Annotated in this window: 23 protein-coding genes; 10 read left to right on the forward strand and 13 right to left on the reverse strand. The window is 65.6% G+C overall.

Annotated features, from left to right (window positions below; translation table 11 throughout):
* Positions 1 to 16 precede the first annotated feature (16 nt).
* Both V5B40_RS07825 and V5B40_RS07830 read left to right on the forward strand, forming a co-directional pair.
* Positions 17 to 226 (forward strand): DUF465 domain-containing protein, encoded by a 210-nt coding sequence (locus tag V5B40_RS07825; protein ID WP_332353952.1) that lies wholly within the window; start codon positions 17 to 19, stop codon positions 224 to 226.
* Between the two features lie 69 nt (positions 227 to 295).
* The gene (locus V5B40_RS07830; protein WP_332353953.1) at positions 296 to 1,156 is read left to right on the forward strand and encodes an alpha/beta fold hydrolase; all 861 of its coding nucleotides are present in this window, start codon (positions 296 to 298) and stop codon (positions 1,154 to 1,156) included.
* A 4-nt stretch (positions 1,157 to 1,160) separates the two neighbouring features.
* Here the strand turns inward: V5B40_RS07830 and V5B40_RS07835 are convergent, their stop codons facing one another.
* Complete coding sequence (locus V5B40_RS07835; protein WP_332353954.1) at positions 1,161 to 2,054, reverse strand: DMT family transporter; 894 nt, start codon at positions 2,052 to 2,054, stop codon at positions 1,161 to 1,163.
* Positions 2,055 to 2,450: 396 nt separating this feature from the next.
* Here V5B40_RS07835 and V5B40_RS07840 point away from each other — a divergent pair, with 396 nt between their 5' ends.
* Genes V5B40_RS07840 through V5B40_RS07855 form a run of 4 tightly spaced genes read left to right on the forward strand, consistent with a single transcriptional unit; the run spans position 2,451 to position 8,189 of the window.
* Positions 2,451 to 3,770 carry a toll/interleukin-1 receptor domain-containing protein gene (locus tag V5B40_RS07840; protein WP_332353955.1) on the forward strand — a complete coding sequence of 440 codons (1,320 nt, stop codon included), beginning with the start codon at positions 2,451 to 2,453 and terminating at the stop codon, positions 3,768 to 3,770.
* 9 nt (positions 3,771 to 3,779) lie between these two features.
* Positions 3,780 to 4,736 carry an AAA family ATPase gene (locus V5B40_RS07845; protein WP_332353956.1) on the forward strand — a complete coding sequence of 319 codons (957 nt, stop codon included), beginning with the start codon at positions 3,780 to 3,782 and terminating at the stop codon, positions 4,734 to 4,736.
* A 4-nt stretch (positions 4,737 to 4,740) separates the two neighbouring features.
* Positions 4,741 to 5,778: a hypothetical protein gene (locus tag V5B40_RS07850; RefSeq protein ID WP_332353957.1), complete on the forward strand. Its 1,038-nt coding sequence runs from the start codon at positions 4,741 to 4,743 to the stop codon at positions 5,776 to 5,778.
* A complete protein-coding gene (locus V5B40_RS07855; protein ID WP_332353958.1) occupies positions 5,775 to 8,189 on the forward strand; it encodes a formylglycine-generating enzyme family protein in 2,415 nt (804 codons plus the stop codon). Before V5B40_RS07850 ends, V5B40_RS07855 begins: the two co-directional genes overlap by 4 nt.
* 358 nt (positions 8,190 to 8,547) lie before the next feature.
* Here V5B40_RS07855 and avd read toward each other — a convergent pair whose 3' ends face one another.
* Both avd and V5B40_RS07865 read right to left on the reverse strand, forming a co-directional pair.
* Positions 8,548 to 8,943: a diversity-generating retroelement protein Avd gene (gene avd, locus V5B40_RS07860; RefSeq protein ID WP_332353959.1), complete on the reverse strand. Its 396-nt coding sequence runs from the start codon at positions 8,941 to 8,943 to the stop codon at positions 8,548 to 8,550.
* Positions 8,930 to 9,295, reverse strand: a complete 366-nt coding sequence (locus V5B40_RS07865; RefSeq protein ID WP_332353960.1) for a hypothetical protein — start codon at positions 9,293 to 9,295, stop codon at positions 8,930 to 8,932. The genes avd and V5B40_RS07865 overlap by 14 nt, the downstream gene beginning before the upstream one ends.
* On the opposite strand from V5B40_RS07865, the gene V5B40_RS07870 reads away from it, so the two are divergent.
* The gene (locus tag V5B40_RS07870; protein WP_332353961.1) at positions 9,294 to 9,554 is read left to right on the forward strand and encodes a hypothetical protein; all 261 of its coding nucleotides are present in this window, start codon (positions 9,294 to 9,296) and stop codon (positions 9,552 to 9,554) included. The genes V5B40_RS07865 and V5B40_RS07870 overlap by 2 nt on opposite strands.
* A 203-nt stretch (positions 9,555 to 9,757) precedes the next feature.
* A complete protein-coding gene (locus V5B40_RS07875) occupies positions 9,758 to 10,003 on the forward strand; it encodes a hypothetical protein (RefSeq protein ID WP_332353962.1) in 246 nt (81 codons plus the stop codon).
* Positions 10,004 to 10,046: 43 nt separating this feature from the next.
* On the opposite strand, the gene V5B40_RS07880 is transcribed toward V5B40_RS07875, so the two are convergent.
* The 8 genes from V5B40_RS07880 to V5B40_RS07915 all read right to left on the reverse strand — a co-directional run bounded on the left by V5B40_RS07880 (position 10,047) and on the right by V5B40_RS07915 (position 19,053).
* Positions 10,047 to 10,808 carry a formylglycine-generating enzyme family protein gene (locus V5B40_RS07880; RefSeq protein ID WP_332353963.1) on the reverse strand — a complete coding sequence of 254 codons (762 nt, stop codon included), beginning with the start codon at positions 10,806 to 10,808 and terminating at the stop codon, positions 10,047 to 10,049.
* A complete protein-coding gene (locus tag V5B40_RS07885; RefSeq protein WP_332353964.1) occupies positions 10,805 to 10,927 on the reverse strand; it encodes a hypothetical protein in 123 nt (40 codons plus the stop codon). The genes V5B40_RS07880 and V5B40_RS07885 overlap by 4 nt, the downstream gene beginning before the upstream one ends.
* Positions 10,920 to 11,594 (reverse strand): MT-A70 family methyltransferase, encoded by a 675-nt coding sequence (locus V5B40_RS07890; RefSeq protein ID WP_332353965.1) that lies wholly within the window; start codon positions 11,592 to 11,594, stop codon positions 10,920 to 10,922. The genes V5B40_RS07885 and V5B40_RS07890 overlap by 8 nt, the downstream gene beginning before the upstream one ends.
* A gap of 333 nt (positions 11,595 to 11,927) precedes the next feature.
* Entirely contained in the window at positions 11,928 to 13,157 is a 1,230-nt protein-coding gene (locus V5B40_RS07895; protein ID WP_332353966.1) for a Wadjet anti-phage system protein JetD domain-containing protein, read from the reverse strand.
* Positions 13,154 to 16,555, reverse strand: a complete 3,402-nt coding sequence (locus V5B40_RS07900) for an ATP-binding protein (protein WP_332353967.1) — start codon at positions 16,553 to 16,555, stop codon at positions 13,154 to 13,156. The genes V5B40_RS07895 and V5B40_RS07900 overlap by 4 nt, the downstream gene beginning before the upstream one ends.
* Positions 16,548 to 17,300 carry a DUF4194 domain-containing protein gene (locus tag V5B40_RS07905; RefSeq protein WP_332353968.1) on the reverse strand — a complete coding sequence of 251 codons (753 nt, stop codon included), beginning with the start codon at positions 17,298 to 17,300 and terminating at the stop codon, positions 16,548 to 16,550. Before V5B40_RS07905 ends, V5B40_RS07900 begins: the two co-directional genes overlap by 8 nt.
* Positions 17,301 to 17,335: 35 nt before the next feature.
* Positions 17,336 to 17,512, reverse strand: a complete 177-nt coding sequence (locus V5B40_RS07910) for a hypothetical protein (RefSeq protein ID WP_169067794.1) — start codon at positions 17,510 to 17,512, stop codon at positions 17,336 to 17,338.
* Positions 17,513 to 17,592: 80 nt separating this feature from the next.
* A complete protein-coding gene (locus V5B40_RS07915; protein ID WP_332353969.1) occupies positions 17,593 to 19,053 on the reverse strand; it encodes a DUF3375 domain-containing protein in 1,461 nt (486 codons plus the stop codon).
* A gap of 202 nt (positions 19,054 to 19,255) precedes the next feature.
* Between V5B40_RS07915 and V5B40_RS07920 the strand changes: the two genes are divergently transcribed.
* Positions 19,256 to 20,050, forward strand: coding sequence for an ion transporter (locus V5B40_RS07920; RefSeq protein ID WP_332353970.1), 795 nt, complete (start codon positions 19,256 to 19,258; stop codon positions 20,048 to 20,050).
* 255 nt (positions 20,051 to 20,305) lie between these two features.
* Here V5B40_RS07920 and V5B40_RS07925 read toward each other — a convergent pair whose 3' ends face one another.
* On the reverse strand, positions 20,306 to 20,872 hold the full coding sequence (locus tag V5B40_RS07925; protein WP_332353971.1) for a lipocalin family protein: 567 nt from the start codon (positions 20,870 to 20,872) through the stop codon (positions 20,306 to 20,308).
* A gap of 257 nt (positions 20,873 to 21,129) precedes the next feature.
* On the opposite strand from V5B40_RS07925, the gene V5B40_RS07930 reads away from it, so the two are divergent.
* Positions 21,130 to 22,050: a hypothetical protein gene (locus V5B40_RS07930; RefSeq protein ID WP_332353972.1), complete on the forward strand. Its 921-nt coding sequence runs from the start codon at positions 21,130 to 21,132 to the stop codon at positions 22,048 to 22,050.
* Between the two features lie 73 nt (positions 22,051 to 22,123).
* Here the strand turns inward: V5B40_RS07930 and V5B40_RS07935 are convergent, their stop codons facing one another.
* Complete coding sequence (locus tag V5B40_RS07935) at positions 22,124 to 22,702, reverse strand: NnrU family protein (RefSeq protein WP_332353973.1); 579 nt, start codon at positions 22,700 to 22,702, stop codon at positions 22,124 to 22,126.
* Between the last annotated feature and the right edge of the window lie 49 nt (positions 22,703 to 22,751).

A 22,751-nucleotide genomic window follows, 5' to 3' on the forward strand; every position in this document is an offset into this window, starting at 1 on the left:
GTAAAGAAAGCCCACCATGCTCAGCGAAGAACAGACGACAGAAGCACGCGCCACCCTCGAAGAACTGAACGTCGAGCATCGCGACCTCGATCTGGTGATCGATCACCTGCTGCTCAGCCCGCCTCCCGACGAGCTGCTGGTGCGCCGCCTCAAAAAACGCAAGCTGCTGCTCAAGGATCGCATCAACCAGCTCGAAAGCGCTCTCGAACCGGATGTTCAGGCCTGAGCGGGAGAAAAGTTCAAAATTCGAGGCGTAGAAACGTAGATACAGAAATGGAGGAGTGAGAGACAAAACATGCAATTGAACATCGCCGGGAAACGCTGCCATGTTGGCACCGGGGGAAAACCCTTCGACCCTGCCGGCTCGCTCGACCCACCGCTGCTGCTGATCCACGGCGCCGCCAACGACCGCGACTGCTGGCGGACCGTCGCCGGCGGACTCACCGCCGCCGGCTGCGCGCTGCTGGTCCCGGACCTGCCGGGACATGGCCAGTCGGCTGGTCCACCCCTGCGCAGTATCGAGGAACTCGCCGACTGGCTGCCGGCCCTGCTCGACGCCGCCGGCGTCGAGCAGGCGGTGCTGGTCGGACACTCGATGGGCTCGTTGATCGCCCTCGAGTGCGCCGCGCGCCATCCGCAACGCGTCGCCTGGCTGGCACTGCTCGGCTCGTCGGCACCGATGCCGGTCGCCGAGGCCCTGCTCGGCCGCGCCGAAACGCATCGCGACAGCGTCGTTCGACTGATGACCGAGTACTCGCACAGCCTGCAGTTCCTGCTCACCGGCGGCGGCGGACACGGCATCTGGGGACCCGGCGCGACACTGGCCATCATGCGCCGCAGCCCAGCGGGCGTCCTGGCCATCGATCTCGCCAACTGCAACAACTATCTGCACGGTCTGGAAGCCGCGGCGCAGGTCGCCTGCCCGACCCTGCTGCTCGTCGGCCGCCGCGACCGCATGACGCCGCGCCGCAATCTGCCGCCGCTGCAATCGGCGCTGCGCCAGGTGGTTCGCGCCGAAATCGAGAACTGTGGGCACGCGATGATGAACGAGCAGCCGCAGGCGGTCGTCGAAGAGCTGTTGAAGTTTGTCGGCAGCGCAGCGACGAAGGGGACGGCGACGGCCAGGACAGCCGCCCGGCCGCCGACAGCCGAGTAGTCCGCTACCCCCTGTCGTCGCCCGAACGCGCCAGCAGGATCACCGCGCCGAGGACGATCGCCCCGCCGACGATCTGCCACTGGCCCAGCGCCTCGTCGAGAAACATCGCCGCCAGGACAATGCTCACCACCGGTTCGAGCGTCGACAGGGTCGCCGCGTCGGCGGCACCGAGGCGCGCCATGCCGGCAAAGAAAGTGATCACCGCCACCGCCGTCGACAGCGTCGCGATACTGACCACCGCAGCCCAGCCCACCATCGAGCCTGGCAAAGCCGGCCCACGCACGAGAACCGCCAGCCCGCAGACCAGCGCCGCGGCGAGCATGATCACCGTCGCCGACGCCATCGCGCCGCTCACCGGCGTCACCCGCTCCCCGACCAGGATGTACACCGAGTAGATCAGCGCCGCGGTGGCACCGAGCAGAATGCCGAGCGTGCTGCCGGCGAGGCTGCCGCCGACCGCCAGCCCGGTGCCGAACAGCGTCGCCAGCACCGCCAGCATGCGCATCGGGGACAGTCGTCGCCGCGCCAACACGGCCGACAAGACGGTGACGATCGCCGGATAGAGGTAGAGCAGCAGCGCCGTCAGCCCGGCGCTCGCGTACTGCAGAGCGGCGAAATAGCAGAAGGACTGCCCGACATAGCCCAGCCCGCCCATGGCCACCAGCAGCAGCAAATTGCGCCCGCGCGGCCAGGCCATGCCACGCACCCGCATCACCACCACCATCAGCGCGCCGGCCAGTCCGAAGCGCAGAAACAGCAGGCTCGGCACATCGACCCCGTCGGCATAGGCCAGCTTGCCGAAAATCGGCATCGCCCCGAAAGCCGTCGCCGAAGCGACGATGCAGGCAACGCCCGCCAGGCGAACGGCTGGTGCGGGGGCAAGGATGGCAGTAGTCAAGATCGACGACTCGGAGAGGGCGTAGCGGTAGCGCCGGGAGGATAAGAAGCGCCGGACGGCCCTGGTCGGGCTCTCCGGCGCTGCGGAGTTTGCTACGCGGCGATTATAGGACGCTTCGCAGTGACGCCGAGAGATGCCCTATTCTTACTACTTCCCCATCGATCCAGACCTCCCGGAATCCCCGGCGAACGTGTGGTCGAATTTTGGACAGTAGGTCGGCGAAGGCCGTCTCATAGCGGAGACTGGCCGACCTCGATGCGCAGCCTTTGTAGGTTGGGCTGAGGAACGAAGCCCAACGAACCGAGCTACGACAGCTTGCGATGCGCGATGCGTGGTAGGCTCTTGGAGAAACAAGGCACGCCCGACCACGCAGCGAACCCCGCACGAGAATCCGACATGGCGGCTCTCAAACTTTTCATCAGCCACAGTTCCCGACTGCGTCCCGCCAGTGCGGATGACGCCGAGGCGCAGGCCAACTGGCAACTGCTGCAGGACACCTGCAAGGCGCTGAAGGCCGAGTACTCCGACAAGATCGAGATTCTGGTCGACTACGAGGGTCTGCATCCCGGCGACGACTGGGAGCGGCGGCTCAACGAATGGCTGGCCGAGTGTCACGCGGCGATCATCCTCTTCTCCCGACGAGCCCTGGATGGGTCGAACTGGGTCAAGAAGGAAGCTGCAATACTCAGTTGGCGCGCCCAGCTCGACCCGGATTTCCCGTTCTTCCCGGTTCTGCTCGACCAACAGAGCAGCGCCGAAGATCTCGATAAAGAGTTCTTCGGCACGCTGCGCATCACCCGCACCCAGTGCATCACCGACGTCACCACTGCACAGCAGATTCTCGGCGGCATCAAGCCGAAGCTGAAAGATCATCCCGCGATTCTGCGGGGAACGGCGAAAACACCATTCGAACAGCTTCTGGAAGCTGTCGAGAGCGTCATTGTTGAGCAGGTGAAGTTGCACAGTCTGGAGCAGCTCTGGCGGCTACTGTTCCCCGCGACGACGCTGCCATCGACGCACGCCGACTACGCCAGCGCGCTGGCGCGACACATGCTGAACGAGGGCGAGAAGTCCCTCGAACGCTTCCAGGCAGTGCTCAACAACACGCTGCCACACCCGCACCGAGAACGTGCCGAAGAGCTGTTGAAATTCGTCCGCGCGCTGTGGGTCGATGCTGGCGCCGCGGGGCAGATTCCGGCAGCACGCTCGCACGGAAAATGCTTGGCACTCAACGGCAATTACCTCGCCCATAGCGACTCCGAACTGGCGCATAAAAAGCATTTTTTCACGCTCGATCGCTATCTCGAACGCGCCTGGCCTGGGACAGCCCAGATCCGGGTAATCCCCATATCGGACGTGAGCAGCCAGGACGCGATCCAGGGAGAAATCCGCAAGGTTTACGCGCGCGGCCTGGCGCACCTCACGAATGAACAAATCGACCAGCGCGTTCGCAATGACCAGTGGCATGTGGTGGTCTTCGTTCCAGCAACCAACTGGGCCGGAGAAGCCCCCGATGCGCGGCTGGTCGATGGTCTGCAGAAACTGCAGCAACTCTATCGCACCCCGGTCTTCGTCTTCGGTGTCGGCGCGCAACTGCGAGACGATCTGCCAGACGCGGTCGAATCCCTTCTCCCGGAACTGTCGCTGGAAACGGAGTCGGCACAACTGCTCGCAGAACTCGACGCACGCGAGCTGCTCAACAACATCTACGGATAGGGAAACCCGATGGCCAGCTACCGCCCCAGGAACTTCAAACTCGCCGACGACTACTCCTTTCCGGGGGATCCCGCCCTGGAAATCAGGCCCTACATCTTTCCCGAAACAGCGGTCATCGCCGTCGATGTGGCGCTGGCCACCAGCCGGCCGCTGCTCATCGCCGGCCCGCCGGGCTGCGGCAAGAGCCGCCTCGCTGAAGCGATGGCGGCGGTGCTCGGCTGGAACTTCCTCAGCAAGACGATCACCTCGCGCACCCGGCTCGAAGAACTGACCGTCGAGGTCGATCACCTGCGCCGCCTGCACGACGCGCACCGCGCGGCACGACCGGACGCCGTAGACCTCAAGCCGGATCAGGCGTATCACAACCCCGGAGTCTTCTGGTGGGCTTTCGACCGGGAGTCAGCCGCACGCCGTGGACTCAGCGCTGCCGACGCCGCCGGATACGATGCCACCTTGCCCTTTCCCGGTAGCGAGGGAGCGTCCGCCGGTGAACACCACCACACCGTCCTGCTCATCGACGAAATCGACAAGGCAGAGCCAGACGTACCGAACGATCTGCTCGAACCGCTCGACCGGCGCAGTTTCTCTCTGCCCGACGGGGCGACGCAGCAGGCCGACCCGAAGCAGAAGCTACTCACGATCATCACCACCAATCGCGAGCGCGAGCTGCCACAAGCGTTTCTACGCCGCTGTGTGAGCCTGGTTCTCGGCGAACTGGACCGCGACACCCTGCTCGGCATCGCCCACGCGCACTATCCGGCCGCCGACAGCAGGCGGACCGAGGCGATCGTCGACAAGCTGATCGGAATCCGTGCGGCCTCTACGACTAGTGGTCGCCGTCCGCCCGGCACCAGCGAATTCCTCGACGCCATCCAGGCTTGCGAGAAACTGAAGATAGATGTCGCCGACGACAACCCGCTCTGGAGCCAGATCGAGAGGGCAGTTCTGACCAAGCCTACGGAGTGAGCGGATGGCGACGTCCCGCAGGAAGAACGACACGATGCGACGCGGCGAGATTCATCTCGGCGACCTGATCCGCGCGCTCGGCACGCTGCACGGTCAGGACGACGAGCACGCACAGGCGATTGCCGGTTGCCTCGGTTTCGGGCTGGCGGCGCCCGAGGTGCAGCCCGCCCGGCCGACGCCGACGGTCTATGACCGCAGCCGCCTGTCGCCCCAAGCGAAAAGCGAAGCTCCTGCCACGCCGCGTCAAGCGGGGCTCGCCGCACCGCCGACACGTGCGCCGCAGATCGACCTACCCGCGCAGACCCTGAAATCGACGCTCAACGCCGTCGCAGCGCCGCCCGCGATCGATACCGCCGAAGCCCCAAGCTGGCTCACCGGCGATTACCAGCGTCTCGACCCCGCGCCGGGCGTTTCGCCGCCGCGCCGAACGCTGATCCCCGCCGAGACCGCCCGCGGCGTGTTCACCGCCGCCCTGGCGACGCTGCGCCGGGGTGACCGGCTCGACGTCGATCAACTCGTCCGCCGCGTCGTCGAGGGACGCCTGCCGCCGCGGCTGCCGCGCCAGCACTCGGCAACGCTCGCCCGCGGCTGCCAGCTCCTGCTCGACTTCAGCGACAGCATGCTGCCGTGGTGGGAAGATCTGCGCGAACTGGCCAGGCAGCTCGTCGGCGTGCTCGGCGAAGATCGCGTCGCGGTCTTCGACTTCGACTCGACTCCCGAGAAAGCTGGCCGCTGGCTGCCCGGCAAGGACGCAGAACAAGACTGGCAACCCTGGCAACCGGAGCCCGGTCGACCGATCCTCGCCGCCACCGACTTCGGCATTCAGGGATTACCGCCGCGCAGCCGGCCCGACGCCGGCTGGCCAAAGCTGATCAAGGACTGCCGTGCGCCAGGGTGCCCGCTGATCGTCCTCGTCCCCTGGTCGCCGGAATACTGGCCGACCACCCTTGGTCCCGACGCCGAACTGGTGCACTGGCATCCGCGCACCAGCGCCGCGATGCTCAGCCGGCAGCTCGGCGGCAGGCAGCGACCGACACGATGAGCTGGCTGCAGCCGACCCCCTTCGAGCAGGACCTGGTCAGCGACGTTCGCCGGCGCTGGCCGGAAATCGTCCCGCTGGCACGTCTGCTTTCGCTCGCCACGCGCATCGAGCCGCTGCTGCTGCGCAATGCGCGGCTGCAGTTCATCCCGGGCAGCGCCACGGAGATCGAGTCGCAGCTCTGGTTCAGCCCGCTGATCGGCGCGCGCAGCAGCGGCGAAGTGATCCTGCATGCGGGCGTAGCGCGCCTGCTTGCCGACGAACTGCGCGCCGCCGATCAGCCGCCGTTCGACCAGGTGAGCGACTTCACCCGGCGCCACAGCCGCCACTGGTCGCCCGAAGACCGGCTCGAACAGGATCTGCGTCTGGCCGCCCTGCTCGACGATCAGCCGGCCATCGAGCAGGGTCTGCAGGACATGCTCAAGCGCATTCACGACGAAACCGACGAGGAACAACGCATTCGGCTCGCGCGCTGGAGCCGGCGCAGCCTGGCAAGCGTCGCCGGCGCCGGCGCCGGGAGCTCGCTGGCGGAAGCCAGCCTGCTCACGCAGTACGCGAGTTGCAGCCTCGGAGCCAGCAGCAGCCTGGCCGCCGGCAACACAGCAGCACCGGCAACGCTGCCTGGCTGGCTCAACGGCAAGCTGCCCGAGCCTTTCCGACCGGCACGGCTGGCGGTCAGTCTGCACTGGGACGCCGACAGCCGGCGGCTGGTTCTGCACTGCCGGGCCGCCAGCGCAGGCGAGCCGGCCATCGAGCTGCCGACACCGCTGCCGGTGAACCTGCACGTGCAGTGCGAGGGCGCGCCGAGCGGCACCTGGCACGTCGTCGGCGCCGATACACGCGTCGCGCTGCCACTGATCGCCGAGCGCGTCCTGCTGACGACCAGCGACGGCCGCCGCTACGAACTGCGCGCCGAATTGCCCACCGAGGTCGTTCCCGGCGCCCCGCCATCGACAACCACGCCGCTGTACCTCAGCCATCTAGCTGCCGACCGCGAACAGGCCAGCCGCATCGCCGACTGGCTGGCAAGGCAAGGGATACGGCTGCAACTGATCGAAGAGGAGTCGCTCAGCACCGCCGCTGCCGCTGAGGGAGACCAGGGCGAGCCCATTCGCCTGCTGCGCCTGTGGACCCGCGCGGCGCAGGCTTACTGGGCCGAAACGACCGGCAGCGACGCCCTCCCCGGCCCACGCGCGGCCTTGCTGCGCACGGAAGCGCTCGCTGCGCCGCCGCCCGGCCAGGGCGCCGAGCGACTGCTCGACCTCCTCGACTGGCAACAGCCGGAGAAGTCGGAAGAGGCCAGGAACTTCCTCGGACAGCTGCGCGCCTGGCTGGCAGACGAGCAGCCGCCGCCAGAGCCAGACGCAGACAAGCTCGGCGAAGGTAGCGAAGGCGGCGGCGAGGCCGAGGCCCTGCTCGCCGAACTCGCCGACCCGAAGACGCCGCCGCCGCGCCGCCTGGCGATCGGCGACCGCCTGGCCGAAATCGGTGACCCGCGGCGGGGCGTCGGCGTACGTGAATTCGTGCTGGCCGATGCGGCGCCGCGCCCAGCAGAGCCGGCGGCAGAAACGCGACCGCCCGAAGTCCACCAGCTCCTCGACGAACTCGAACGCATCGAGACTCTTCCGCCACGGCGTCTGGCGATTGGCGATCGCCTGGCCGAAATCGGCGATCCGAGGGCAGGCGTCGGCCTCGACGTTCGCGGCCTGCCGGCGCTCGACTGGGTCGAGATCCCTGGCGGGGAGTTCATCTATCAGAACGGAGAGAAGCGCAGGCTGCCGACCTTCCGCATGGCGCGATACCCGATTACCAATGCGCAGTACCAGGCCTTCATCGACGCTGGCGGCTACACGGACAAGGGCGCAAGCACCTGGTGGCGGGACCTAAAACGATCGGAGCCGGCGCAGTCGTCATGGCCGCAGGCCAACCGGCCACGAACCGACGTCGACTGGTACGAAGCAGTGGCTTTCAGCCGCTGGCTCAGCGCGCAACTGGGCTACGAAGTCCGGCTGCCAAGCGAGGAAGAGTGGGAGCGTGCGGTGCGCGGACGCGACGGGCGCGAGTATCCCTGGGGCAAGGACTACCGGACGGGTTACGCCAATATTGATGAAAAAGGAACTCAAGCCGGCGAGTGGGACCTGGAGCAGACGACAGCGGTCGGCGTCTATCCACAGGGCGCGTCGAGCGAAGGGGTTCTCGATCTGGCCGGCAACGTCTGGGAATGGTGCCTTGACAAGTATGATCGCCCCGGAGAGGTTAAAGCCGATACAAGCGACGACAGACGCGTGGCGCGCGGTGGTGCGTGGTACTACAACCCGGGCTACGCGCGCGGCTCGCGGCGCTTCAGGTACCTGCCTGACGTCCGCAACCTCGACAGGGGGTTTCGGTTGGTTTCGTCTGCCCCCATTGCTTGACCGCTGTCCGCTGCCGACCGCCGCGTAGCGGCGGTCGCGAAAAAAATCGGCGATAATGACGCGGCTGGCTGGTCCAGCGGGGTGCCCCGGAATCAGACGCGTGGCGCGTGGTGGTGCGTGGAACAACAACCCGGACAACGCGCGCGGCTCGCAGCGCAACAGGAACAAGCCTGACAACCGCAACAACAACAGGGGGTTTCGGTTGGTTTCGTCTGCCCACATTGCCCGTCCCTGTCAATCTCGCCGGGATCGTCGACCAAGGTTTGCGATACGCGACGGCGGGGACTTTAATGGCGCGGGAGCATCCCGTCCGCACGCCTGGCGTCGGGCGAATACAAAAGCGGGAACACTCCGGGCGTCAACCCGGGGTGTTTCTCCTGCCCGAATCGTGCCTGCCCAACTCGTGCGTACTCCGTTCCTGCTTCATCCAGCCGCCGAGCAGCCGGCCGAGTTCGGCGACCTGCCGGCTGACGTGCTCGTACTGCCCGTCATTGAGCCAGTGCCAGTGGTGTGCGAGACGCAGGTAGAGGCGCAACTGATCGAGCCGGCCATCGGCATCCTGCAGCCGTTGTCGACGTGCGGCAGCCGTCGCCTTGCGGGCGCTGAACAGCAGCTCCTGGAAGTCCAGTGCGCTGTCGAGCATGCGCTGGACGACGCTGTGCCGGTGAACCTTCGGAAACGACTCGCTTTTCGGCACCAGCCAGGTCAAGAGATCGAAGCAACGGGAAAGAATGACCAGCTCATCTTCTGCCATCAACACTGCCTCCTGTGATTTCCGCGAATTGTGTTCGTTCGCCAATCTGCTGCAGGCCTGGCGCAAGGCCGCGCGCGGCAAGCGCTCTTCGTCCGGCGCCGCGGCCTTCGAGGACGGACTCGCCGAACGGCTGCTGGAGCTGCACGATGCACTCGCGTCCGGCGAGTACCGTCCCGGACGATACACCCACTTCGTCATCCACGAGCCGAAGCGCCGCAAGATCAGTGCCGCGCCGTTTCGCGACCGCGTCGTCCATCACGCCCTGTGCCGGGTGATCGAGCCGCTGTTCGAGGCGCAGTTCATCGCCGACAGCTACGCCAATCGCCGCGGCAAGGGAACGCACCGGGCGCATGGACCGGCTGCAGCACCATGCGGGACGTTATCGCTACGTGCTGCGCGCCGATGTCGTGCAGCATTTCCCGTCGCTCGACCACGATCTCCTGCGCGGCAAGCTGGCGCGCGTGGTCGACGATTCGGATCTGCTGTGGCTGGCCGGCGTCATCCTCGACAGCGGCGCCGGCGTGCTGACGGACGAGTACCGCCGGTGTACTTCCCCGGCGACGACCTGCTCGCCGCCTGCCGCCCACGCGGCCTGCCGATCGGCAATCTGACTTCGCAGTTCTGGTCGAACTGTCTATCTGCAACGACTTCGACTGGTTCGTGCAGCGCCAACTGGGCTGCGGCGCCTACCTGCGCTACGTCGACGACTTCGCGCTGTTCGGCGACGACCGGACCACGCTGTGGCAATGGAAGGAGGCGCTGATCGCCCGCACTGGCACAGGAGCGGCTGACGATCCACGCCAGCGAGGCGCAGGTGCTGCCGACGCGCTGCGGCATCCCCTGGCTCGGCTTCGTCGTCTACCCGACGCATCGTCGTGCTCAAGCGGCGCAACGCGGTTCAGGCTTCACGCGTCGGCTGAGCGAGCGTTATCGCGAATGGCAAGACGGCTTGATCAGCTTTGGCGAGTTTGACGCCAGCGTACAGGGCTGGATCAACCACGTGCGTTTCGCAGACTCCTGGCGATTGCGCGAACATGTGCTGCGGCCCTTCGTGTTCTGAAATTCGCGACCGCCGCTTCGCGGCGGTCGGCAGCGAACAGCGGTCAAGCAATGGGGGCAGACGAAACCAACCGAAACCCCCTGACGTAGCCGCGGTTGCCAGGCAAGAGCCTGAAGCGCAGCGAGCCGCGCGCGCCGCCCGGGCCGAAGAACCACGCACCACCACGCGCCACGCGTCTGTCGCCGCTGGTATCGGCTTCGCCCTGATCCGGTTGATCATATTTGTTGAGACACCATTCCCAGACGTTGCCGGAGAGATCGAGAACCCCTTCAGCCGACGCAGCGTGCGGATAGCCACCGACCGCTGTCGTCTGCTCCAGGGACCACTCGCCGGCTTTGCTGTACCTTTCGTCGATATTGGCGTAACCCGTCTGGTACCCCGCGCCCCAGGGATACTCGCGCCCATCCTGTCCGCGTGCCGCGCGCTCCCATTCTTCCTCGGTCGGCAAGCGGACTTCGTAGCCGAGCTGCGCACTCAGCCAGCGGCTGAAAGCCACCGCTTCGTACCAGTCGACATTCGTCCGCGGCCGGTTGCCCTGCGACCATCGCGATTCGTCCGGCTCGGGACGCACGAGATCTGCCCACCAGCGCTGATCCCCATACCCACCGGCATCAATGAAGGTCTGGTACTGGACATTCGTGACCGGATAGCGCGCCATGTAGAAAGTCGGTAACGAGCGCCGTTCGCCTTCCTGATAGATGAAATCGCCGCCGGGGATTTCGACCCAGTCGATGTCGGGCAGGAGAATCATCCGCTGCGCCTGCACCGCATCGATCCCCAGGTCCGCCGCGGCAACGCGTTTCACAGTTCCAGCTCGACAATCAGCGGCGCATGATCCGCGCCGCGCGTCAACGCCAGACGGTCGGGAAGGGACATCGCGAGGACCTCAAAGCCGCGCCCATCGATACAGAGCCACTTACGCATGATCACCTTCCTTCGCCAGCAGGCAGGCGGCATCGACCGCCGCCTGCGAGTGGTTGGCATAGGTCGGCCAGTCGGGGGAATACTCGTCGGCCTGGTTTCCCCAGCTGGTCCAGCCTTCGCGCGAGCCGCGGGCGAACATTTCCAGATAGGGGCCGGGCGAGCAGGACTCGATCAGCTGGTAAGCCTCATCGGGCTTGCGCGAATGCTCCCGCTTCCGACTCTTGATGATATTGACCTGGCGGCGACCAGGAGCCAGCGTACGGGCATTCTTGCCGCGCACGCCGAAAAGGATCAGTTCGGTCGTGTTGCGAAAGTAAAAGCCGACGCCGCGCCCATCCGGGCCGCCGTCCTTGCGGATCTTGTGCCACACGATGTTGCTCTTGTACTGGAAACCCCAGGCGGCCAGAACCCGAAGGCCCTCGGGAAGTAGCGCATTCGGCACCCACAGGTAGAGGTGGGCCGTGTCGCCGACGATGCTGGCCACCGGAAGCGCCAGAATATCGTCCAGGGTCATCGTCGCGTAGCGATTCAGCCGTTTGTGTTCCGGCGCCATTTTGCCGGTGCGGTTCTGGAACTGCCACGGCGGATCGGCGAGCACGGTGTGAAAGCGGCGATCGCCGACGCGGTGGAGCAGCTCGCCAGCTGCCTCGGGGAAATGTTTCGTCATCTTGCTCAATCGGTCAGGAGCCCGGTCGTCAGCATACCCTGTTGGCAAACACCGGGGGTGGCATCCGCCTTTGTCCACCGGGGGACGAAGCACAACGGCGCTCGTGCTTCCACCAAGGCACTCGCCCGCCCGCACGTCATTGCGAGGAGGCGCAGCCGACGCGGCAATCCAGAGGTTTGGCTCTGTGCGTTGTCGGCGCGGCGGAGAAGCAGTGAGAGGATGGAACTGGATTGCCGCGTCGGCTTCGCCTCCTCGCAATGACGGGGAGTCGGTTGCCTGCTGTAGTTTCCACGCGCGCATGGCGACCCCTCCATTTTTCTGACTGGACAGACCCTATTCCAGCGTGCCCGGGGACGCAAGCGGCGTCGCAACCGGCACAATCCCGTCAATCACCTCCTCCACCCAGCCGAACCCGATCCTCTCCTGCTCCAGCCGCAGATTCTTGCCCAAGCGGTTGTCGCGCAGGTCATCGTAAAGCGCACGCTCTTCCTCATTCAGCCGCGGCAGATCGCGTAGCGTCTGCTTGTCTTCCTCGCCCCACTGCGTTGCAAAAGCCTGCAGCGTCGCGCGGTCCATGAGGAAGGAATCGACATGCGCAAAGTGCGCGCGCAGCTGGTCGAGGATGGCGAAGCCATGCGTGTCGATGTCGCCCCAGTAGTGGATGCGGCAGCGCGATAGCCATTGCGCCTGCGCCAGCATCTCGAAGCCGTAGCCGGCGCCGAAAATGATCAGGCTGTCGCGCACGGCCGGGAAGGCCAGGAAGTTGATTTCGTTCTCGGTGATGAAGACGCGGGCGACGCCGGGGTCGAGTTGGGCGAAGCTGGCGGCGTCGAGAGTGATGTCGTCGCCGAAGGTGCTTGGCAGGCGCGAGTGCGCCGGGTCGAGGATCCGCAGACGGATGCGCACCGGTTTGTCACGAAAACCGTAGCGCCGGGCGAAGCCGCTCACGCCCGTGGCCGCGGTGTCGATCGCCGCGGGCGGCAGAACGAGATCCAGCCACTCGACGAGCACGCCGCGATGCGCTTCGATGAACTTGCTATGCACGCCGGGAATGTCCACCTGGCGCAGATAGACGCCGGGCCTGGGCGCCGCCTGCAGCGAACGCTCCGCCACCCAGGCGACGATGGCCAGCAGACGGCTCCATTCGCCGGCCAGTTCGAGCGCGCGCAGCGGGCGCTTTGCCAGCCACGCCAGCAGTTGCGGCTGGCGCTGCCGGGTCAGTTCGAGCAGGGCATTGAAGCGCGTCAGCTCACGGCGCTTGCCGATCAGCGCCAGCGCGTCATCGAGGCTGTCCACCCATGCCTCGTGCGGGACGGCGTTGGCGCCGAAGACGCGATGGCGGAATTCGCGCATCTCGATGCGGCAGTGCGGCATGGCGCGCAGTTCGGCGACCCAGGCGCGCACGGCGTCGAAGCGCTCGGCCATTTCCGCCGAGGTCGGGCCCTTGAGGAGCAGCCGGCGCGGAAACAGCGGCTCGCCGCTGACCAGACTGGCGAGCACGTCGCCGCGGTCCCAGAGTTTCTGCACCTGCACGCGCAGCCCGGCCGGCCGCGTCCAGCTCACGCGGTCGCCCGCGCCTTCTCGGCGCGGTATTCCTCGATCGACAGGTTGCGCAGTTTCGAGGTGCGGCCTTCCTCGTTATGCACGAAGCCGACGCTGGCGACGAAAGGTTCGATGATGTGGATTTTCTGCAGCGGGGTGACGATCAGCAGTTGCAGGTTGAGCTGCGCGAAGAGGCGCAGGCCGTATTGGGCGGACTCGTCGGAGCCGCGCCCGAAAGCTTCGTCGATGACCACGAAGCGGAAAGTGCGCGAGCGCACGGCGCCCCATTCGAGGCCGAACTGGTAGGCCAGGCTGGCGGCGAGGATGGTGTAAGCCAGTTTTTCTTTCTGGCCGCCCGACTTGCCGCCCGAGTCCGAGTAGTGCTCGTGCTCGCTGTCGTCCTCGCGCCAGCGCTCGCTGGCGGCGAAGACGAACCAGTAGCGGACGTCGGTGACCTTGGCCGTCCAGCGGCGGTCCTGCTCGGAGAGTCCCTCGCGACCGCGCAGACGCTCGATGATGTGCTTGACCTGCAGGAACTTGGCTTCCGAGTACTGGGCGTCGTCCGAGCCGGTGATGCTGCCTTCGGTGCAGGCGCGCAGTTCGCTCTGGAAGTCGCGGATGTCGGCGTCGGGCGTGGCCTGCGCTTCGAGGGCGATGTAGCGGCCGGTGTTGTAGTCGATCTGCGTCAGCGAGCCGTTGATGCGCGCGATGCGCTCCCTGATCGTCTCGCGCCACATCGCCAGTTGGGCGTTGAAGTTGGCCACTTCGCGGATGGTGTTCTCGTTGAGCAGTTCCTTGAAACGCAGCTCGAAGCGCGGCAGGTCGTCGGCCTGCAGCTTGTCGAGCATCAGGCGGTATTCGCCGACGGCCTCGATGGCGACGTCGACTTCCTGGGTGTCGAGCGGAAAAGCGCTGCAGTAGGCGCGCATGGCGTCGATGATCTTGTCGCGCAGCCCCCTCAGTTTCTTATCCACGGCGTCGATGCGGCCCTGCAGCCAGTCGCGCGTTTCGCGCTCGCGGTTTTCGCAGGACTCGACGCTCAACTGGTGCTCGCCGAGCGCTTCGCTGCGGATCGCGTCGAGACGCTCGAAGTACGTGCTCGCCTGCGGCAGCGCCGCCGTGTAGTCGCCAATCAGCCCCAAGGTATCGCTGCGCAGTGCCTCGGCGGCTTCGCGCTTGGCCTGCGTGGCGCCCAGCTCGCGCGTCCTGGTAGCCAGCGCGGCCTCGCTGTCGGCAAGCACGCCCTGCAGTTGCTGCAGGCGTGCGGTCAGGTTCTGCAGGACGTCCGAGGTCGTTTCCAGCAAGCGCTTCTCTTCCTGCAGGCGTGCCACTTCGGTGGCCGAGGACTGCCAGTCGAGTTCGCTGAATTCGCTGAAGTCGCCGTACTCGCCGAGTTTCGAGAGCGCCGTCAGGCGCTCCTTGAGCGCCTTCTGCTCGCCCATGATCCTGCCGATGCGGCTGCCGAGCTCGCCGAGCCGCGTTTCGAGTTGCCGGGCATTTGCTTCGAGGGCGCTGATCTTGGCGGCGTTGCTCCAGCCGAGGACGTAGCGACTGCGGTCGTCGAGGCGGTGGCGGTCGTCTTTCTCGTGGCGCTCGCCGGGCGCCTTGATCTGGCCGGCACGGGTGATCGCTTTCGTCTCGCGGCGGAACTGCTCGTGGGTGGCGCAGCAGGCGACGTCGAAACGGTGCGCCAGCTCACGTTCCAACCAGTCGTAGTACGGCGAGTCGGGCTTGACCGCCAGCTTGCGCACCAGCGAGTCGCGATGCAGGCCGGGCAGGTCGCCGGGCGCAGTCTTGTTCCTGGTATTGCGCACGCGGAAATAGACCAGCCGCCCGCGCAGATGGGTGCGATCGACCCACTCGGCGACCGGCGTGTAATCCTCGTCGGGAATCAGCAGCGACAGGCCGAAGTTGTGCAGCAGGCGTTCGCCGGCCCCTTCCCAGTCGCGCTCGTCGTCGCGCACCTGCAGCAGCTCGCCGGCAAAAGGCATGGTCTCTTCCGCGAAGCCCAGCGCCTGGCACAGCGCGCTGCGCATCGCCACCTGCGCGGCCGGGACGTTGCTGCGCCGCGCCTTGAGGCTGTTGATCTCGGCCATCAGCTCATCGTGCTCCTGCTTGCCCTGGCGCAAGCTGACGCTCAACTCGGTGAGCTCGTTCTGCAAGCCTGCATCGCGCTCGCGCGCGGCTTCGGCCAGCACGGCGAAGCGCTGGCACTGGTCGAGAAAGCCGGCTTCGTCAGACGCCGCCTGCTCGCCAATCGCGCCGAGCAGCTCGCCGTAGCGCTGTGCCTTGCGCGCTCGCGCCTGGCGCTCCAGTTCGAGGCGATGAATGTCGGCCGCCAGACGCTCGAGCCGGTCGCCGCCGTTCTCGGCGATGCTGCGCTTCAGCTCGCCCTCCTCGGCGCGTTGCGCCAGGCGTTGCTCGTCGATGCGCCGGAGCTGGGCGTCCTGCCGCCGCCAGTCTTCAGCCAGGCCGGCCAGCCGCTTGTCGAGCAGGCCGAGCTTGAGGCCGGCGAAATAGGCTTTGAGCGCTTCGCGACAGGCGCGCATGTCCTCGATCTGCGCCGCGAGCAGCGCGTGCCGCTCGCCGTCGGCCACCAGCGGCGCGAGCAGCGCCACCTGCCGCTTGGCCTTGAGCACTGCTTCATGGGCGCGGTTGAGGTCGTCGAAGTGGCCGATCAAGGCCGTGATTCGCGGCCCGACGTCGAAAGGTTCGAGCATGTGGCTGCGCACGAAATCGGTCAGGTTGCCGACCGATTTCATCGACACCGTCTGATGGAAGAGGTCGAGCGCCTGTTCGTTGTCGATGCCGAAGCGGCGCCGGAACCAGGCGCCGTAAGGCGGAAAGCTGTCGAAAACTTCGGCCAGCGGTCGCCGCAGCCGCTTGCGCAGCGCGGCGATATCCGTGCCGAAATTCGCGAAGTCGCCGGCGATCGACAGCTCGCGTTCGGCGGCGACAAAGAAGCGTGCCGGCTGCCCCTGCGCATCCTTGATCCAGAACACCTGCGCCAGCGTCACCGTCTGGTCGTAGCCGGCGTTATGAAACACGCCGAGGATCACCGAGTAGTTGTTGTGGTCGCGCAGCGCCACCGGTCGCGCCGTGCCGCTGACCTCGTTGCGCTCGGACTTGTAGTGGCCGAGGACGTAGGAGCGCAGCGTCCGCTCGCGACTGTCGGCACCCGCCGCCTTGTTGTAGGCGATGCGCTGCGCCGGCACCAGCAGGGTGGTCACCGCATCGACCAGCGTCGACTTGCCCGAACCGATGTCGCCGGTAAGCAGCGCGTTCTGGCCGCCCGGGTTGAGCGTCCACACGCGCGCATCGAAAGTGCCCCAGTTGAAGACTTCCAGGCGCTGCAGGCGAAAACCGGAAAGCGTGTCGTCGGCGACGAAATCGAGCCCGAGGCTCTGCGGCTCATTCATCGGCGGCGGCCTTGGTATTCCTACTCGGCGCACTCGGCGCACTCGGCGTACTCGGCGTACTCTTCGTGCTCTTCACTGCGCCGCCACTCTCCCCCGCCAACAGCGAGCGGTAGCTGCCGAGACGCTGATCGAATTCGGCCAGCCACTGCGCGTCGACGAAGGACTTGAGAATTCGCCGCACCTCGAAAGTCGCCGTCTGGCCGCTTTGCACTTTCAGGCGGCGCACGAAGCCGAGCTCGACGACCTTGCCGAGATAGAAGTCGATCTGGTCGATCAGGCGTGCTTCGTTACTGCCTTCGTGCAGGAAAACGCGCAGCAACTCGACGACCTCGTCGCGCGAGAGCACCAGGCGCGTGTCGCCGCCGCCGGCATCGAACTCGGCCAGCTTCTTGCGCAGCAGTGCCAGCAGCAGGCTGACCGGAAATGACAACGGACGCCGCGCGACCAGCCGCGGCAGTCGCGGCCCCTCGCCCTCCTCGGGCTGCGGACGCGAACGCAGGAAGGCATAGCCCTCGGCCTCGTCGAGCACCAGTTCGAGGTCGAGCACCGCCACGTAATCACGCACCCGCGGCTGCAAATTGAGCAGCGCATTCCACAAGGCCGCGTCCGCCTCCTGATAGAGCACGCCCTTGAGGAGGGGAATGACCAGGGCGGAGAGGTCGGGGCTCTCGGGGGTGGACGTCGCTGCGGCCGAGCCATCAAGGTCGAGTTGTGCTTCCCGGTCGTCTTCCGCTGCTGCCACCATGCTTACCTCACCAACATCACCGGCAACAGCCGCGCCTACTTCTCGTTTACTTCTCGTGCACTTTTTGATTGCCTCGCGACACCATCACTGGCGACTTGCAGGCTTGCCACCCGCTCCACCTGCTCATCGAGGTAAACCGGCAAGCGGACAACCGCATCGGAAGCGTAGAACTTGCCACGCACGCCCTTGCTGAAATCGTAATGATCTTTCATCCGGCCAGCTCCGCTAAAACCCCTTTGGCAGGGCTGAGGATACCACGCGCCAGCACGCTCCCTTCGCCCGTCGGCAAGGCTTAGCCGCTAACAAAGATCACCCGCGCCAGCCGTGCCTGCTTCGAGTACTCCTGGCCGTCCGCCCCGGCGCCGCGCCAGACGATCAGCTCGCTGACGTCTTCGTCGATCACGCTCTTGAAGCTGTCACCGGCAAGTTGCAGGTAGGCGACCAGCTCGGCGAGGCCGTGTTCGAGCGGACGCGTTGCGCAGAGCTCGCGCAGGGTCACTTGCGCGCGGCCCTGCAGGGACTGGCGAATGTGCCGGGCGAGCTGCGCGCGGTCGACGACGACTTGCGAGAACAGCGCGGCGGCGTCCACGTCTTCGTCGCCGGCCTCGATGGCCAGGTCGGCGATCGACGGCTTGATCGGTGGCGTGTACAGCGGCCGCTCCATGGGCAGCTCGATCAGTGCGGCGGTGTCGGCGATGCTCATCACGTCGTTTGCCGGCGGCGGTGTTTCGCGCAGGGCGAGCGCCTTGGCTTCGATGCCGTGCAGGATGTCCATGATGCGGCGGTTTTCCAGCCAGGCCTGGTCGTCGAGAAAGCGGCGCAACTGCTGTGAAAGCTGGGCGACGGTGCGCTGCGTGTGCTCGCCGGCTTCGAGCCAGTCGTAGTGGACCCGCCGGGTACGTGCGTCGGGCCGCAGTTCGGCGACTGCGGGCAGGGTCAGCACGCGTTCGAGCAGCGCGGAAAGCTCCTCCTGGCGGCTGCTCGACATCAGGAAGTCCCAGAAGGCGCGGAAGCTGCGGCCCTGGTCGGAGTCGGAAATGGCGTCGCGCTCGCCCATGATTTCTTCGAGCAAGGCGCCCTTGGCACCTTCCCAGAGCGCGATGCGCTCGCGCACGCGGCGGTCGAGGCCGCGAAAATTGTGCTCGACTTCGCGAAAGTCGGTGAGCAGCTCGCGCGCCATGGCGACGAACTGCTGAAAGCGGTCACGCAGCGCGCTGTCGTCGAGCATCGGCATGTCGCCCGACAGCACGCGCGCGATCTCGGCATCGATGTCGTCACGGCGCCTCTGCAACTCGGCGATGCGCGTTTGCGGGTCGGTTTCGCTACCTTCACTCATCTGCTTGAGCAACTCGAAGAGGGTGAGCAGGCGCGACTCGGTGCCGACGAAGCTGCGCGCGGCAAGCGTATCGAGCCAGGCGATGGCCTTCTCGGTGGCCGGCGTGAGGTCGAAATGCGGTTCGTCCGAGCCCTGCGCGTAGAACTTGCGCAACCAGCCCTTGTCGTTGGCCGCCCAGTCGTTGAGATAGTCGAGCGCCGCTTTCGGGAACAGCTCGGCGCCGCAGCGATCGCGCAGCGCAAACAGCTCGTCTTCCAGCGCTTCGGCCAGATCCGCCTGTGCCATCACCCGCACATTCGGAGCGATGAACACGCGCTGCAGGAAGCTCGCCACCAGCGCAGCGTGATCCGAACGCAGCAGCCGCCAGGCCGGATGATTTTGGCGCAGCAGGTCGAGGGTGGCGTAGTCGAGGCTCATCTCTTCGGGCACGTCATCGGTAAAGGCAGAAGGGGCATTGTCCGCAGGTCCTTGACCGACGGCAAGCGCCTTGCGAGGAAGATGTCCGCCCGGCCGCAGCGATCACGGTCCGGCCACGCGCGGCGGCGACTATCGTCGACATTTCCCCTCGCTGGCACTGGTAAAATTCGTCGCGCGACCGCCCACGACACCACTCCCGCGCATGCACAAGCTCCAATCGATCATCGAATCCAGCAGCTTCCAGAACTTCATCATCACGGTGATCGTGATCAACGCGATCACCATTGGTCTGGAAACCTGGCCGTCGGCAATAAACGCCGCCGGCGGCCTGCTGTTCGTTCTCGACCGTGCGGCGCTGACCATCTTCGTCGTCGAAATCCTTGCCAAGCTGGTGGTTTATCGCCTGCGGTTCTTCCGTGCGGGCTGGAACGTTTTTGACTTCCTGATCGTCGGCATCACCCTCGCCCCCTTCGGCGAAGGGGCTTCGGTGTTGCGTGCCCTGCGCATTCTGCGCGCCTTGCGGCTGGTGTCGGTGGTGCCGTCGATGCGCAAAGTGGTCGACGCCCTGCTCAAGGCCGTTCCGGGGATGATCTCGGTATTGGCGCTGCTGTTGCTCGTCTTCTACGTCGCGGCAGTGATGAGCACCAAGCTGTTCGGCGACGCCTTCCCGGAGTGGTTCGGCAGTATCGGCGCATCCTTCTACACCCTGTTCCAGGTGATGACCCTGGAATCGTGGTCGATGGGCATCGTGCGACCGGTGATGGAAGTCTATCCGCAGGCCTGGCTGTTCTTCATCGTTTTCATCCTGCTCACCACTTTCGCAGTGCTCAACCTGTTCATCGCCATTGTCGTCGATGCGATGAGCGTCACCGGACACGCCGAGCAGGAAGAAACCCGCGAGCTGGTGGACAACGAGCACCACGAAGTGATGACCGAAATCCGCCGCCTCAACGACGAGATGGCCGCGCTGCGCAGATCGCTGGAAGAGCGTGGCTGAAGCGGCAGCCACTTCGGGGCCGGACCAGACTTTTACTTGCGGTCATTCTGGAAACGCCTGCCCCTCACGTCATTGCGAGGAGGTGCAGCCGACGTGGCAAGCCAGTTCCATCCTCTCCCTATTTCCCGCCGCATTGACCTATTGACAAGGCCAAAAGCCAAACCCTGGATTGCCGCGTCGGCTTCGCCTCCTCGCAATGACGGTGGGTGGGTGTGAGCTGGTTGCCGAAAGTCTCATCAGGAGTGCAGGACTACGCTAGCCATCCTGGCGCGTCTGATCGACCCAGATCAACTGCTCGACAGCGAAACCAAGCGTCCTCGCCTGGCTGAGCAGGCGATCACGAAGGTCCGCCGAGATTTGCTTCTCCCGAGCGAGTATCCAGAGATAGTCACGATTCGGCCCGGCGACCATCGCCCAGCGGTAGTTCTGCTGGTCCAGAGCGACGACATGGTAGCCGCCGTAGAAGGGCCCGAAAAACGACACCTTGAGCGAGGCACGATTCGGGTCGCCCGTGAACAAGGCTCGCCCGACTGCCTGCTGCCAGTCCTTGCGCTCGCTGTCGTAGCCGCGGTTGATCACTTCGACGCTGCCATCCGGCTGGGCGCGATAGGTGGCACTGACATCGCTCAGTCCACGTTCGAACGAATGGTCAAGCCGCGCCAGCTCGTACCACTTTCCTTCGTAGCGCGTCAGATCGAAGGGCGCCACTGGGGTCATGCCGACGGGTGGTGCCGTTGAACAGGCACCCAATCCAAACAGGAAAAGTAGCAACAGACCCGCCCACCGATGGTGGGCGCCGGCTGGAAACGGGAAGTAACTCATCGCTAGAACCTCACTTTGAAAGCATTGTTGTCCTGGACAATATTACACAACAAGTGGCAACAACGCGATATATATGCTACCATCTGGTTTAATATAGATCATCTGTCCTAGGCAATATAACTTTCCTGTCAATCTACTCACTCCCCCGGAACAGCCGGCAATGCCGTGATGGGCGCTTTCCACCTGGACATGCGCAGCATCGAGTTGGCCGCCACAATCGCCGCGGTGTTACCCTTCCCACCATCGGAGCCACTCAAATGCCGTATCACCCCAGCACATCAATCGTCGGCCTGACGGCGCTGATCGCAGCTGCATTCCTTGCCACCCCGGTTTTCGCCCAGAGCTTGCAGCCGGGCGAGGTGAGAGCCTCGGGATCAATCACCGGGATCAATCAATTCGACACCAACCTCGATCACAGTGGTAGTTTTCACTGGGCCGGCGTGCAGATCGGCGGCAACGTCACGCGTCAGTTCACGCCGCAGGTCGCTGCCGGCTTCAGCCTGCGCTACGATTATCAGGACTGGAACTGGGATAAGCCAGCAGCCTTCGCTGGCCGCGCACCGTGGTCGCGGCTGAACGCGCCGCTGGTCGGCCTGAATCTCTCCTACGCCATCGCTCCCGACTGGCGGCTGGGCTTCAGCCCGAGCGTTGAATGGAGCGGCGAATCCGGCGCCAAAGCCAGCGACTCGCTGAACTACGGCGCGCTGCTGACCGCCACCCGGACTGTCTCTCCGGATCTCGTGCTCGGCTTCGGCCTGGGAGTCTTTCGCCAGATCGACGAAAACAAGGTTTTCCCCTTCCTGCTCGTCAACTGGAAGATCAGCGACCGTCTGCGTCTGGGCAACCCGCTACAGGCTGGACCGGCAGGCGGCGCCGGACTGGAGCTTGCCTACGCGCTTTCCGAGCGCTGGGAAGTCGGCGGTGGCGGCTCCTACCGCTCGTATCGCTTCCGTCTGAACGACGACGGTCCGGTACCCGGCGGCATAGGCGAAAACCGCTTCATTCCACTCTTCGCGCGGCTGTCATATAGCATCGACAAATCCACCCGCGCCGACTTCTATGCCGCGGGATTCGTCAACGGCAAGCTGACGGTAGACAACGCCGGCGGCCACGACGTCTACAGCGACGAGTACAACAGCGCACCGGCGATCGGGCTAACCGTCTCCCACCGCTTCTGAGCGGTTTCGCAGATCCTCGCTGCTGGGCAGAAGGGAATCGGTTGCGGCTCCCTATGCTCTAAGCGCAGGCGCTTCAGCCGAACGGTCGCACGTCAAACAGCCAGGCGTGCGCCCAAAACGCAAACACGGCCCAGGCCACCGCCCCCACCGCTACGGTGACGACAGTGGCGGACTGGGTGCCGGCCGGATAGACAGTGCCAGCGGCGCGATCGCGCTGCCGTGACGAGCGGAAATCGAGCACCGACCAGAGCAGCAAGCTGCCAAAAAGGATCAGATCGGCCAGCGTGTGGTTGGCCACCAGGTGCGCCAGCGCCCAGATCTTGACGGCCAGCACCATCGGATGGTGCACCCGTGCCTTGATCCCGTTCCGCGGCACATAGGCAGCGGCCAGCAGGATGAACGATGGCAGCATCAGGAGTGCCGCGAAATGGCGCGTCCCGATCATCGGACTCCACAGCAGCACGGGATCGAGCCGCGCCTGACCATAACCCCAGACCAACAGAGCAAAGCCGAGCAGAGAGAGCAGCGAGTAGCCGCCCTTCCAGGCGTTCGCGCCGATGCGCGCACGCACCCCGCTGCGCCAGTCGTCGGCGAAGATGCGCACCGAATGCACACCGAGAAAAATCACGAGGCCGAGAATTAGAGTGGTCATGGCGAGATAGAGGAAGAGGAGAAGTGTGAAAGTGAAACAGGCGCATGGT

The organism is Candidatus Accumulibacter meliphilus, assembly GCF_036625345.1.
GTDB classification, from domain to species: Bacteria; Pseudomonadota; Gammaproteobacteria; order Burkholderiales; family Rhodocyclaceae; genus Accumulibacter; species Accumulibacter meliphilus.